12 protein-coding genes are annotated in these 12,711 nt (G+C 66.1%); 4 read left to right on the top strand and 8 right to left on the bottom strand.

Going from position 1 to position 12,711, the window contains the following annotated elements; all coding sequences use genetic code 11:
* Position 1: 1 nt before the first annotated feature.
* From ACFWF1_RS16050 to ACFWF1_RS16035, 4 genes are read right to left on the bottom strand one after another with little or no spacing between them, the layout of a single operon-like run.
* Positions 2-1,153 (bottom strand): glycerate kinase, encoded by a 1,152-nt coding sequence (locus ACFWF1_RS16050; protein WP_379282903.1) that lies wholly within the window; start codon positions 1,151-1,153, stop codon positions 2-4.
* A gap of 7 nt (positions 1,154-1,160) precedes the next feature.
* A complete protein-coding gene (gene gcl, locus ACFWF1_RS16045) occupies positions 1,161-2,936 on the bottom strand; it encodes a glyoxylate carboligase (RefSeq protein ID WP_379282730.1) in 1,776 nt (591 codons plus the stop codon).
* A 3-nt stretch (positions 2,937-2,939) separates the two neighbouring features.
* On the bottom strand, positions 2,940-3,830 hold the full coding sequence (locus tag ACFWF1_RS16040) for a 2-hydroxy-3-oxopropionate reductase (RefSeq protein ID WP_379282729.1): 891 nt from the start codon (positions 3,828-3,830) through the stop codon (positions 2,940-2,942).
* A 33-nt stretch (positions 3,831-3,863) separates the two neighbouring features.
* The gene (locus ACFWF1_RS16035) at positions 3,864-4,685 is read right to left on the bottom strand and encodes a hydroxypyruvate isomerase family protein (protein ID WP_379282728.1); all 822 of its coding nucleotides are present in this window, start codon (positions 4,683-4,685) and stop codon (positions 3,864-3,866) included.
* Between the two features lie 167 nt (positions 4,686-4,852).
* Between ACFWF1_RS16035 and ACFWF1_RS16030 the strand changes: the two genes are divergently transcribed.
* On the top strand, positions 4,853-5,617 hold the full coding sequence (locus ACFWF1_RS16030; RefSeq protein ID WP_379282727.1) for an IclR family transcriptional regulator: 765 nt from the start codon (positions 4,853-4,855) through the stop codon (positions 5,615-5,617).
* 159 nt (positions 5,618-5,776) lie between these two features.
* On the opposite strand, the gene ACFWF1_RS16025 is transcribed toward ACFWF1_RS16030, so the two are convergent.
* On the bottom strand, positions 5,777-6,355 hold the full coding sequence (locus ACFWF1_RS16025) for a dihydrofolate reductase family protein (RefSeq protein WP_379282726.1): 579 nt from the start codon (positions 6,353-6,355) through the stop codon (positions 5,777-5,779).
* Positions 6,356-6,473: 118 nt separating this feature from the next.
* On the opposite strand from ACFWF1_RS16025, the gene ACFWF1_RS16020 reads away from it, so the two are divergent.
* Positions 6,474-7,460, top strand: a complete 987-nt coding sequence (locus tag ACFWF1_RS16020) for a sigma-70 family RNA polymerase sigma factor (RefSeq protein ID WP_379282724.1) — start codon at positions 6,474-6,476, stop codon at positions 7,458-7,460.
* Between the two features lie 149 nt (positions 7,461-7,609).
* On the opposite strand, the gene ACFWF1_RS16015 is transcribed toward ACFWF1_RS16020, so the two are convergent.
* The 3 genes from ACFWF1_RS16015 to ACFWF1_RS16005 form a co-directional block, all read right to left on the bottom strand.
* Positions 7,610-8,143: a DUF3145 domain-containing protein gene (locus ACFWF1_RS16015; RefSeq protein WP_379282723.1), complete on the bottom strand. Its 534-nt coding sequence runs from the start codon at positions 8,141-8,143 to the stop codon at positions 7,610-7,612.
* Between the two features lie 95 nt (positions 8,144-8,238).
* Positions 8,239-9,072 carry a serine hydrolase domain-containing protein gene (locus ACFWF1_RS16010; protein ID WP_379282722.1) on the bottom strand — a complete coding sequence of 278 codons (834 nt, stop codon included), beginning with the start codon at positions 9,070-9,072 and terminating at the stop codon, positions 8,239-8,241.
* Positions 9,073-9,133: 61 nt separating this feature from the next.
* Positions 9,134-9,760: a winged helix-turn-helix transcriptional regulator gene (locus ACFWF1_RS16005; protein ID WP_379282721.1), complete on the bottom strand. Its 627-nt coding sequence runs from the start codon at positions 9,758-9,760 to the stop codon at positions 9,134-9,136.
* Positions 9,761-9,934: 174 nt separating this feature from the next.
* Between ACFWF1_RS16005 and ACFWF1_RS16000 the strand changes: the two genes are divergently transcribed.
* Together ACFWF1_RS16000 and ACFWF1_RS15995 are read left to right on the top strand one after the other, a co-directional pair.
* Entirely contained in the window at positions 9,935-11,359 is a 1,425-nt protein-coding gene (locus ACFWF1_RS16000) for an MFS transporter (RefSeq protein ID WP_379282719.1), read from the top strand.
* A 58-nt stretch (positions 11,360-11,417) separates the two neighbouring features.
* Positions 11,418-12,608, top strand: coding sequence for a serine hydrolase domain-containing protein (locus ACFWF1_RS15995; protein ID WP_379282718.1), 1,191 nt, complete (start codon positions 11,418-11,420; stop codon positions 12,606-12,608).
* Positions 12,609-12,711: the final 103 nt, after the last annotated feature.

The following is a 12,711-nucleotide window of genomic DNA, read 5'->3' as shown; positions in this document are numbered from 1 at the left end:
GCTATTGCGCTGGTCCGGGTGCGGTGGGTGTCCGCGATAGGTGTTGGTCGGCGATGTGTGCGCCGAGGCGTTTCAGCAGTTGTTCGCCCTCGGTGAAGCAGCGGTGGATGTCGGGCTCGATTGCGACTAGTGAGTACGCGGCTGTGATGCCTGCGGCGTGTAATCGGTTGGTGGGTAGAGTGTTTCGTCCGCAGACTGCGATCACTGGGATGCCCGCGGCGTGAGCTGCGGCGGCGACGCCTGCGGGGGCTTTGCCGTGCAAGGTTTGGTCGTCAAGGGTGCCCTCGCCGGTTATGACCAAGTCGGTTCCGGGTAGGTGGTCGGCGAAATCGGCTAGGTCCAAGACCAATTCGATGCCTGGGGCCAAGATGGCGTCGAGGACCGCTACGGCGGCGAAGCCCACTCCGCCTGCGGCACCCGCTCCGGGGATGTCTCGGCGATCGGTGCCGGTGGTCGCGGCGACCGTATCGGCCCAGTGGGTGAGGGCGGCGTCGAGGGCGGTCACCTGGCGGTCGTCCGCGCCCTTCTGCGGACCGTACACCGCTGCCGCGCCGCGTGGGCCGGTGAGCGGGTTGTCCACGTCGCAGGCGACGGTGAACTCGACGCCGGCTGTTCGGTCGCGTAGCGCGGTCAGGTCGATCGTCGCTACTTCCGCCAAAGCCGCACCGCCATCACCGATTTCGGCGCCCTCGGCATCGAACAGCCGGGCACCGAGGGCGCGCAGCATGCCCGCGCCGCCGTCGGTGCCCGCGCTGCCGCCGACGCCGAGCACCACCCGGCGGCAACCCGCGTCGACGGCCGCGGCGATCACCTCACCGGTCCCCCGGCTGGTTGCCGACATCGGGGCGAACTTCCCGTCGGGTAGCCGGAGCAGCCCGGATACGTCCGCCAGTTCCACGACGGCGAGATCGTCGCGTCGCGCGTAGGTGGTGACAACCGGTGCGCCGGTCGGTCCGGTGGCGACCAGCTGGATCGCCGCGAAACCTGCCGCCACCGCCGCGGCGACGGTTCCGTCGCCGCCGTCGGCGACGGGCACGACCGTCACGGACGCGTCCGGCAGCACCTGTCGGATACCGGCCGCGACGGCGGCGCCGACCTGTGCGGCGGTCAGCGAACCCTTGAATTTGTCGGGCGCGATGAGGACCCGGGGCATCACGCCCTCAGTCCAGCAGCGCGGCGGCGGTGGGCGCGTCCGCGGCGGTCTCGGCAAGTTCCTCGAATTCGACGATATTGTCGATCTCCAAGCCCATGGACACGTTGGTGACGCGTTCGAGGATGCACTCGACGACCACGGGCACTCGGTGTTCGGCGATCATCTTCTTCGCCTCTTCCAGGGCGGGGCCGATACCGTCAGGCTCGAAGACTCGAATTGCCTTGCAGCCCAGACCTTCGACCACTTTGACATGGTCGACGCCGTAGCCTGCGACCTCGGGGCTGTTGATGTTGTCGAAGTCGAGCTGGACGTAATAGTCCATGCTGAACGCCCGTTGGGCTTGCCGGATCAGGCCCAGGTACGAGTTGTTCACCAGCACATGGATATACGGGATGCCGAACTGTGCGCCGACAGCCAATTCCTCGATGAGGAACTGGAAGTCGTAGTCGCCGGACAGAGCGACCACCGTGGAGTCCGGATCGGCCGTTGCGACGCCCAGTGCCGCGGGCAGAGTCCAACCCAGTGGTCCGGCCTGGCCCGCGTTGATCCAGTGGCGTGGACGGTAGACGTGCAGCATCTGTGCTGCCTGGATCTGAGACAGACCGATGGTGCTGACGTAACGGGTGTCCGGGCCGAACGCCCTGTTCATCTCCTCATAGACCCGCTGGGGTTTGATCGGGACATTGTCGAAATGAGTCTTGCGCTGGCCCAGCTGCTTTCGGGCACGCACCTGGCCAGCCCAATCCGAACGATCACGCAGCTCACCCTTCGCCGCAAGCTCACGGGCGACCTCGATGAACACCTTCAACGCGGCACCGGCATCGGAGGTGATACCGAAATCAGCGGCGAAGACACGTCCGATCTGCGTCGGCTCGATATCGACGTGCACGAAAGTGCGGTCCTTGGTGTAGGTCTCGACACCACCGGTATGACGATTAGCCCAACGGTTACCGATACCCAGGACGAAATCCGACTCCAACATGGTGGCATTGCCGTAGCGGTGCGAGGTCTGCAAGCCGACCATGCCCGCATACAGCGCGTGATCGTCAGGGATCGTGCCCCAGCCCATCAGCGTCGGCACCACCGGAACACCAGTCAGTTCGGCGAATTCGACGAGCAAACCCGCGGCATCAGCGTTGACGATGCCACCACCTGCCACGATGAGCGGGCGCTCGGCCGCGTTCAACATGGCAATGGCCTTCTCAGCCTGCGCGCGAGTCGCGGCCGGGCGATGCACCTGCAGCGGCTCGTAAGTATCGATATCGAACTCGATTTCGGCGAGCTGGACATCGATCGGAAGATCGATCAACACCGGACCCGGCCGACCCTCCCGCATCAACCGGAACGCCTTCTGGAACGTGCCCGGCACCTGCGCGGGCTCCAGCACAGTCACCGCCCACTTCGCCACCGGCCCAGCGATCGAGGCGATATCGACTGCCTGGAAATCCTCCTTGTGCAACTTGGCCACCGGCGCTTGACCGGTGATGCACAGGATCGGAATCGAATCCGCACTCGCCGAATACAACCCCGTGATCATGTCGGTCCCCGCAGGACCCGACGTGCCGATGCAAACACCGATATTGCCTGCAGTAGCACGGGTATAGCCCTCGGCCATATGCGAGGCAGCCTCCACATGGCGAGCCAGCACATGCTTGATCCCACCGTGCGCACGCATCGCACTGTAGAACGGGTTGATCGCCGCACCCGGCAAACCGAACGCCTGTGTCGCGCCTTCTTTTTCGAGAATCAACACCGCGGCATCCGCGGTACGCATCCGTGCCATCGTTCAGTTCTCCTTGTCCGCGCGCCCACTCAGGCGCTCCACCCCGCGCAGCAGGGCACTGTGGTCGAGTCCGCCGTCACCGATCGCCTTGGCGGAGGCCATCAACTGCTCGACCAGCGAACCGATCGGCACCACCACTCCGGCCTCGCGGGCCGCGGCTGTCACGATGCCCATGTCCTTGTGGTGCAGGTCGATTCGGAATCCAGGCGTAAAAGTTCGGGACAGCATGTTGCCCTGTTTCTGGTCGAGCACCTTCGAGCCGGCCAGGCCGCCGCCGAGCACGCGCAGCGCGGCTTCGGTGTCGACGCCGTATGCCTCGAGGAAGATCACGGCCTCGGCGAGGGCCTGAATGTTGGCGGCGACGATCAGCTGGTTGGCCGCCTTGACGGTCTGACCGGAGCCGCTAGGGCCAACGTGCACAACGGTTTTGCCGACCACGTCGAAGATCGGCTTCGCCTCCTCGAAGTCCGCGGCGTCACCACCGACCATAATGGACAGCGCGGCGTCGATCGCGCCCTTCTCGCCACCGGACACCGGCGCATCCAGCAGCCGGAAGCCTTGCGCGGCAGCCTGTTTCGCGAGCTCAACGGTGACATCGGGCCGAATGCTGGAGAAGTCGATGATCAGCGCGCCACGCTCGGCGCTGTCGAACACACCCTTCGCACCGGCCAGCACGTCCTTGACGTCGGGCGAATCGGGCACCATCACGCAGATCACATCGGCGCCCCGCACCGCGTCGGCAATCGAGCCCGCGGTGTGCCCGCCCGCCGCGACGAGCGGGGCCGCCTTGTTCGGGGAGCGGTTGTAGGCGGTCACGGTGTGGCCGGCGGTGGCCAGGTGGACGGCCATCGGGCTGCCCATGATACCCAGTCCGAGGAAGGCGATATTGGTCATCTGTAGTCCCTGAAGTCGTTGCTCGACAATGGTTTACGCGGTGGCGCGGCGCTCGCGCGGCAGCCACTCGAAACTGTCGGCGGAGCCTGCGGACGGCTTGTATTCGAGTCCGACCCAGCCGCGGTAGCCGCGGGTCTCGAGTTCTTCGAGTTGCCGCTGCAAGGGAAGTTCGCCCGTGCCTGGCTGATTCCGGCCCGGGCTGTCGGCGATCTGCACGTGGGCGATCCGGGCGGTGTGCTCCGCGATGACCTTGTCGACATCGTCACCGTTGACCGCCAGGTGGTACAAGTCCGCGAGCAACCCGAGATTCGCCGCCCCCGTAGATGTTTGCACCCGATCGATCGCCGCGAGTGCGTCGGCGGCGGTTCGCAGCGGGTAGCGATCCGCGCCACTCACGGGCTCGACCAGCACGGTGCCGCCGATGCGTGCGGCGGCTACCGCGGCGAGAGCGAGGTTTTCGGTCGCCAGCTCGTCCTGCTCCTCCGCAGATGCCCCATCGATCCGATTGCCGTAGAGCGCGTTGAACGCACGGCAGCCGAGCCGCTCGCCGATACCGATGGTGACGTCGATGTTGTCGCGGAACTCCGCGGACCTGGCGGGCCAGGACAGCAGGCCACGGTCGCCGTTCGGCATGTCACCCGCGGCGAAGTTCAAGCCCGCCAACGACACTCCGGCGTTCTCGATCGCGGCGACGAAGACATCGACCTCCCTGTCACCGGGAACCGTGCGGTCGAACGGCCACCAGAACTCGACCGCGTCGAATCCGGCCCGCCGCACCGCTTCCGGCCGTTCGAGCAGCGGCAGTTCGGTGAACAGGATCGAGCAGTTGACCTCGTATCGAAGCGAATGACTCATGGATCCCTCCAGATCAAATTCCACAATGCGGAAATATTATTCTGATATACGGAATAGCTTAGGAGCAGGCTTTGATGTGGTCAAGGAATGTCGAGGGTGCTGGCCATCGCCTAACGGCCGAGCCGCCGCCGGTAGGCTTCCACCATCCGGAAACATGGAGGTAGCCAGTGACCGCAACGAGCGAAGCCAAGGGACGCACCGGCGGCGTCCAGTCGATCGAGCGCGCGTTCGGCCTGCTCGAGACCATGGCCGACGAGGGCGGCATGATGGGCCTCTCGCAGCTCGCCACCGCCTCCGGCCTGCCGCTACCCACCATCCACCGGCTGGTGCGCACCCTCGTCGACCTCGGCTACCTGCGCCAGGAACCCTCCCGCCAATACGTCCTCGGCCCGAAGCTGATCAAACTCGGCGAATCCTCCGCGCACATGCTCAGCCTGCGCGCCCGCCCGCACCTGGCCCGCCTCGTCGACGAACTCGGCGAATCCGCCAACATGGCGATGCTCGACGGCGACCAGATCGTCTACGTCGCCCAGGTCCCGTCCCGCCACTCGATGCGCATGTTCACCGAAGTCGGCCGCCGCGTCCTCCCCCACTGCACCGCCGTAGGCAAAGCCCTACTCGCCGGCATGCCCCCCGAACGCGCCCGAGACCTACTGCAGCGCAACGGAATGCCCCGCTACACCGAACACACCATCACCGACCCCGAAGAATTCACCCGCCAACTCGCCACCGCCGCCACCAACGGCTACGCCATAGACGACGGCGAACAAGAACTAGGCGTCCGCTGCGTAGCCGTAGCCGTCCCCCAAGCCCCCGCCCACCTGGCCATCTCCATCTCCGGCCCCGCCACCCGAATGACCGAACACCTAGTAGCCCAAGCCATCCCCCTACTAACCGAAGTAAGCCAAGCCCTCTCCACCGACCTCAACTGACCCCACTGCTCATCTCTCCGCCCAGGCGGTGGTCGCCGCGCACGAATTGTGCGGCCGCGCACGGTATTGCTAGCAATTTTGTGCGCGGCCGCATAACTTGTGCGCGGGAGGGGCTTCCTTGCCGTGGGCAGCGACCGCTGACCCAACGCCGGCTTCGAGCTATCCGGTTCTGACGGTCTCGTAGGTGAGCAGGGTTAGGTTGTCGCCGAGGGGTCGGGTGTTGGTGCGGTGCAGGTGTTTTTGGCCTTCGATTTCGGCGAAGAGGCGGTCGCCGGTGCCGATGATGATCGGGTAGACGATCAGGCGCAGTTCGTCGACCAGGTCGTGGTTGAGCAGCGTGCGTACGAGCTGTTGGCTGGCGTAGACGACGATTTCGCCGGACAGGTTTTGTTTCAGCTTCGAGATATTTTCTGCTACTTCGCCTTTCAGGATTGTCGCGTTGGTCCAGTTGGGTGTCGTCAGGGTGGTGGAGACGATGTATTTGGGGAGGCTGTTCAATCTGTCCGCCCAATCGCCGGTGCGGGTCGTCCATCTGGCGGCGAACCACTCGTCACTGCGTCGGCCGAGCAGTAGAGCTTCGGCGCTCAGCGCTTCGGCGAACAGAATCTCGGCCCACTCTCGGCGATCCTTGTCGCTGATCTGGTTCGCCCAGCCGCCGTACTCGAAACCCTCGTCGCCGGTCGGGTCGTGGACGACTCCGTCGAGTGAGATGTTCTCGGTCACGATGATCTTTCCCATTTCGGTGCTCCTTTATCGGTGTTGACTGAGGTAGACACCGTGGCAACGGGAAAGTGGGCGCCGCCCAGTTCGGTCCTCGGCCGGTGTCTATACCAGGTAGTCGACAGAGAGGAAGGCGATGATCGGCGACCTGATATCGCGCGCCCGGACCGGGGACGGCGAGGCGTTCCGCGAACTGACCGAGCCATACCGCAGCGAGCTGCAGGTGCACTGCTATCGGATGCTCGGATCCTTCCAGGATGCCGAGGACGCGCTCCAGGACACGCTGCTGACCGCGTGGCAGGGACTGCCGGGATTCGAGGGACGTTCCTCGCTGCGCACCTGGCTCTACCGGATCGCCACCAACCGATGCCTCAACGCCCGTCGCTCGACCAGCCGACGCCAGGCGAAGGAGTGGGACGTGCCCAACGTCGAACCGCCGGAGCCGACGCGGCTCGGCGAAATCGTATGGCTCCAGCCATTTCCCGACGTCTTGCTAGAGCAGGTCAACCTCGGCCCGGAGGCCGAATACGAACTGACCGAATCGATCTCGCTGGCCTTCGTGACCGCCCTCCAGACGCTGCCACCACGTCAGCTCGCCGTCCTCGTCCTCCGTGACGTTCTCGGATTCCACGCGAACGAGGTGGCAGAAATGCTGGACGCGTCGCTCGATTCGGTCAACAGCGCCCTCAAACGAGCGCGGGCCACCTTGCAGCGCAAACAATCGTCCGGCGAGCCACCCAGCCCCGGCTCACCCACCGAGAACGCGATCGTGGCGAAGTTCGTCCGCGCGTGGGAGTCCGCCGACCTCGACGCGGTAGTGGCCCTGCTGACCGACGACGTCTTCATGTCGATGCCACCGATCCCCTTCGAGTACGAGGGTCGAGAAGCCGTAATCCGGTTCTGCGCCAACCTGTTCGGCGCGGGCAGAAGATTCGACCTTGTACCGACCCGCGCCAACGGCCAACCAGCATTCGGCGCTTACCTACGCACCCCCACCGGCATCCGCCACGGAACCGGCCTCTACGTCCTCACCCTCACCGACACCCAAATCTCCGCCATGACCCGCTTCGACAACACCGTCCTCCCCTGGTTCGGCCTGCCACGATCACTCCCCGATCGGTGAATTGTCGGCGAAAGAGATTGCGGCGCTTACCCCCTGAAGTAGGGACCGCAACGCGTGACCGAACGCGCTCGAATAGCGCGAGGTCGCCCGGTAGCAGGGCGGAAAGTATTGCAGTGCAGCAAACCTCGGCGAACCAGAGTGTTGTGCGACTAACCCACGTCCCGCCTCAACCAGGTGACCTCGGCACCGGATTCGGTTCCGTAACGGTAGATCTCTAAATCTTCGTCCCAGGGGGTGCCGAGGGCGCGGTCTAATTCGGTGGCCAGGTCGTAGGTGTTGTATTTGCCGAGTTCGCCGGCGGCTTGGAGCATTGCGCGTAAGCGCATTTCGCCGAGGGTGACGTCGCCGTTGGCGCTGGTGGAACCGTGCCAGAGGCCGAGGCCGGGGACGAAACAATAGCGTTCGCCGTCGACTCCTTCGCTGGGGTCTTCGGTGACCTCGAAACGCAGGACGGGCCAGGAGCGCAGGGATTGGGCGATGCGGGCGGCGGTGCCTACCGGGCCGAGCCATTCGCTGGTCGCGCGGAGTTGGCCGTCGGCGGGTTGGGCGGTCCAGCGCAGCTTTGCGGGCGAGCCGAGCGCGGCGGCGAGCGCCCATTCGACGTGCGGGCACACCGCAGCGGGCGACGAGTGGATGTACACCACACCCGCCGTCACGTCCGCGAACTGACTCGATGCGCGCACTACTAACACCTCCAGCGTCGACGGGGGACGTCTTCCCCAACGAGCCCGTCTGCTGGTGTTGCCTGAGTGTACTGGAGTGCCCGATGTTACGTGTGTTACTTCACCGCCGTGTTGCGTGGGAGTGTCGCCTCCGCAATAACGGCATCACTGAGGGGCGGCCAGGCTGCTCTCGCCCAGTCGCCGAAATTCTGGTCGGTCAATACGAGACACGCCAACGACGACGCGGGGTCAACCCACAGAAAAGTCCCGGACTGCCCGAAATGACCATAGGTTTCCCCCGAATTGGTGCTCCCCGTCCAATGTGGAGTCTTCCCGTCCCGAATCTCGAAACCCAGACCCCAGTCATTGGGGCGCTGCGAACCGTAACCGGGCAGCACGCCATTGAGCCCGGGGAATTGGACGGAGGTCGCCGCGGCGTGCATCTGCGCGGAGAGCAGCTGCGGGTTCAGCAATTCCGCCGCGAAACGCGCCAGATCGGCGGCGGTCGATCGCCCCGCGTGCCCGGCGGGCCCGGCCAGCACCGAATCTTTCATGCCGAGTGGCTCGAACACCGCGTCGTGCAGGTATTCCGCGAACGCGATCCCGGTCTGCTCGGTGACGAATCGCGCGAGCACCTCGAATCCGATGCTCGAGTAAATACGGCGGGTGCCGGGCGCGGCCTGGATGTCGTCGGTGTCGAAGGCGAGACCCGAGGTGTGCGCGAGCAGATGCCGCACGGTCGAACCGGTCGGCCCCGCAGGCTGATCGAGTTCGATCGCCCCCTCCTCCACCGCGACGAGCACCGCATACGCCACCAGCGGTTTGGTCACCGACGCGAGCGAAAACACCCGGTCTATTTCGCCCGCATGCTCCGTCTCCCCGTCGCGGGTGACGATCGCGCCCGCCGCGTGCCGGACCGGCCAATCCCTGATCTGCTCGAGTGAACCCACTCAGCGAGCGTACGAGAAGACCGCCGTCGCCAGCCACCGCGCACCGAACGGAGCGGCCCGGTCAGGCGGCGAAGACGGTGCGAACGACGGACTCGTCGCCGTCAACCTCGATCAGTCCGAGGGCGCGCGCGTCGCTGAGGGTGAGGGCGCCCGCGGCGAGGCCGAGGATGTAGGCGGGGTCGGCGCGGACGGTGGCGTCGAGTTCGCGGCCGTCCTGCGGGCCGACCTCGAAGCCGGAGCGCGTGGCGCGGAGTTGGAAAGGCGGGTCGCCGATCTCGAGCCCGACCGTCGCCGAGGTGCGGACCTTGACCCGGGTGTCGAGCAGCGCGGGGACGGCGAGGGCAAGCCACCCGGGACGGAATGCGTCACCCTCGGGGCCACGCAGCATCAGCGGGACGGACCAGCGGATCAGACTCTCGATCGGCTGGCGCAACTCGGAACCCCAAGGCGTGAGGGCATATTCGACTACGCTGCCCGCGCCGGATAGTCGCCGTTCGACCACACCCGCGGCCTCGAGGTCGCGGAGCCGGTCGGCGAGCAGGTTGGTCGCGATGCCGGGGAGGCCGTCGGTCAGGTCCCGATAGCGGGCGGGGGCGATGAGGAGCTGGCGGACGATGAGCAGGTTCCACCGATCGCCGACGACTTCTAGGGAGCGGGCTAGCCCGCAGTACTGGCCGTAGCTACGCATCGCAGCTCCTCACTTGAAATTCTCCAGTGCATATGAAATATTCAAGCAAATCTTAGTCGGGTGCGCGTTCGACGACGAGTTCGCGGCGTTCGACGACGACAATCTCGTGTCGCCGGCGGGGCTGGTACCGGTGAGCACGTTCACCGAAGGGGGCACCTCGTGATGACTCGCGCGATGGAAAATCCATCCGTCCTCTCGACCTGGCGCGGCAAGCTGATCCTCGTATTGCTTTGCTCGGTCGGCTTTCTCGACTTCATGGACTCGGTGATCGTCAATGTGGCACTACCGTCGATCCAGCATCAGCTCGACTTCTCCGAGCAGGGCTTGCAGTGGGTCGCGACCGGCTATCTGCTGACCTACGGCGGGTTCATGCTGCTCGGCGGTCGCGCGGCGGACCTGATCGGGCGCCGGCGAGTCCTCGTCGCCGGCGTGGTCGTCTTCGCCCTGGCATCCCTGGTCGGCGGGTTCGCCACCACCGCACCGTTGCTCGTCGGTGCCCGTCTGGTGCAGGGCGCGGGCGCGGCGTTGATGATGCCTGCCGCGTTGTCGCTGGTGACGACCACCTTCGAGGAAGGTTCGGATCGGCATCGAGCGTTGGGGGCTTGGGGTGCGATGATCGGGCTGGCCTCGACCGCGGGTGTCCTGCTCGGTGGGGTGCTGACCGAGTACTTCGGTTGGCGGGCGGTGCTGCTGATCAACCCGATCATCTGTGTGGTGCTGTTCGCTTCGATATATCGGCTGCTGCCCGATGATCGACACCGCGCACCGAGCCGGGACTTCGACACCGCCGGTGCCGTCCTGGGCACGGGTGGCGTGCTGCTGCTGGTCTATGCGGTGGTCGAGGCACCCCACGCGGGCTGGGACTCGCTGAGCACGATCGGCCGCCTTGCCGGTGCGGCGCTGCTGCTGGTTCTGTTCGTGGTGAACGAGTACCGGCACCCGAATCCGTTGATGCCGTTGTCGATTTTCCGGGTCCGCGGTCTCGCTGCCGCCGATGCCACCCAGTTGATCGCGATCGCCGGATTCCTGTCGATGTTCTTCTTCCTCACCCTCTACATGCAGAACGTGCTCGGATATTCCGCGCTGAAGACCGGCCTGGTCTATCTACCGCTGACCTTCGGCGTCGGGATCGGCGCCGGTGGGTCGACCAAACTGATTCCGCTGATCGGGACCCGGCCGTTGATCGTGGGTGGCTGCGTACTCGCCGCTGCCGGTGTGTTCCTGCTGTCGCGGTTGCCGGTCGATGGTGAGTTCCTGACCGACCTGCTGCCCGGCATGATGGTGGTCGCGGTGGGCCTGGGCACGGTCTTGGTGTCGGTCACCAACGCGGCCAACGCCGGCGTATCACCGGACCAGGCCGGGCTCGCGGCGTCGTTGCTGAACAGCTCCCAGCAACTCGGTGGCGCGCTCGGCCTCGCGGTATTGACCACCCTCGCGACGTCACACACGACCCAGCTGCTGCACGCCGGGACGGCTCCGCCCGAAGCGCTGGCCTCCGGATTCGGCCGCGCATTGCTGGCGAGCAGTATCGCCGTCCTGATCGCGGCGGTGATCGGCTTGGGTACCTACAACACCCGTACCAACGACGCACCCATGTGACCGAGCGCGGGCTTCCTCGCCACCATGCACGACGGGACGCTCGCGCTACGCTGCGACGGTGAAAAGGCTAACGATCCACGGCGAGGTCGAGTCCGGGTTCGAGCCCGTCGCCGACGCTTTCCGGCGCAACTTCGCCCAGCACGGTGAGATCGGTGCCGCGGTCGCGGTGTACGCGGGCGACCGGCCGGTGGTGGATCTGTGGGCGGGTCATCGTGATCGGCATCGGACCCTGCCTTGGGAACGCGACACGATCGTTCCGGTGTTCTCCTCGACGAAGGGCATGGCCGCGTTCACGCTAGCGGCGGCGGTGTCGAAGGGGCTGCTCGACTACGAGCAGCCGGTGGCGAAGTACTGGCCGGAGTTCGGCGCGCAGGGCAAGGACAAGGTCACCGTGCGGCAGCTGATCGATCATCAGGCCGGGCTATCGGGCCTGGATTCGGTGGTGCGGCTGAGTCAGATCGCGGACCTGGACGGGCTCGCACCGATCCTCGCCGCGCAGCAGCCCGCGTGGCAGCCGGGCACCCGGCACGGTTATCACGCGATCACCCTCGGCCTCTACCAAGGCGAACTGCTGCGCCGGGTCGACCCGCAGCACCGGACACTCGGGCGAATCTTCGCCGAGGACTTCGCGAAACCGCTCGGCCTGGATTTCTTCATCGGCCTGCCCGCCGATCAGGGACTGGAGCGCATCGCCACCATGACCGCCACCCGCGGCATGGATGTCCTGCGCTACGAACGTGACGTCCCGCTGCGGATCGGCGCCGAGTTCGTCGCCAAGCGCGGGTTCGCTTACGCCGCACTGAGCAATCCGCGCACGGGCAGTCCCGCGCGCGCGACGCGACGCGAATTCCTCGAGGTGGAACTGCCCGGCTCCAACGGCGTCGGCAATGCCCGATCGCTGGCCCGCGTCTACGGCGCCGCGGCAGGCCGCACCGGCGCGCTCCCGATCGACGACACCGTGCTCGGCCACCTGGCCGCCGCGGACACCGCCGACGACGTCCCCGCCGGAGACCTGGTGCTGCACATCAAGACTCGCTACCACCTCGGCTTCCGCAAGTCCGGCGGCGAGTTCCGCTTCGGCTCCGACAAGCGCGCCTACGGCACCACCGGCCTCGGCGGTTCCTTCGGATTCGCCGACCCCGCAACGGGTCTCGGCTTCGGCTACTCGATGAACCGACTCGGCCTCGCCGTCCTCGACGACGTCCGCAGCCGCAACCTCCGCGAGGCCGTACTCCGCTGCACGCGGTGACCGCCGCGCACGTGTTTGCCTGCCGCGCACGAATTCGTCTGCAATTTCGTGCGCCCGGACACAATCGGTGCGCGGCGGAAGCGTTGTCGCCGCTAGCCTGACG

This window comes from Nocardia sp. NPDC060255, assembly GCF_042727395.1.
GTDB lineage: Bacteria > Actinomycetota > Actinomycetes > Mycobacteriales > Mycobacteriaceae > Nocardia.
This window is presented reverse-complemented; position numbering and strand designations above follow the sequence as displayed.

Excerpts from the sequence above, each read along its gene's own strand:
- ACFWF1_RS16050 (WP_379282903.1), bottom strand. The coding sequence starts at position 1,153 with ATGCCCCGGGTCCTCATCGCGCCCGACAAATTCAAGGGTTCGCTGACC.
- gcl (WP_379282730.1), bottom strand. The coding sequence starts at position 2,936 with ATGGCACGGATGCGTACCGCGGATGCCGCGGTGTTGATTCTCGAAAAA.
- ACFWF1_RS16040 (WP_379282729.1), bottom strand. The coding sequence starts at position 3,830 with ATGACCAATATCGCCTTCCTCGGACTGGGTATCATGGGCAGCCCGATG.
- ACFWF1_RS16035 (WP_379282728.1), bottom strand. The coding sequence starts at position 4,685 with ATGAGTCATTCGCTTCGATACGAGGTCAACTGCTCGATCCTGTTCACC.
- ACFWF1_RS16025 (WP_379282726.1), bottom strand. The coding sequence starts at position 6,355 with ATGGGAAAGATCATCGTGACCGAGAACATCTCACTCGACGGAGTCGTC.
- ACFWF1_RS16020 (WP_379282724.1), top strand. The coding sequence starts at position 6,474 with ATGATCGGCGACCTGATATCGCGCGCCCGGACCGGGGACGGCGAGGCG.
- ACFWF1_RS16005 (WP_379282721.1), bottom strand. The coding sequence starts at position 9,760 with ATGCGTAGCTACGGCCAGTACTGCGGGCTAGCCCGCTCCCTAGAAGTC.
- ACFWF1_RS16000 (WP_379282719.1), top strand. The coding sequence starts at position 9,935 with ATGGAAAATCCATCCGTCCTCTCGACCTGGCGCGGCAAGCTGATCCTC.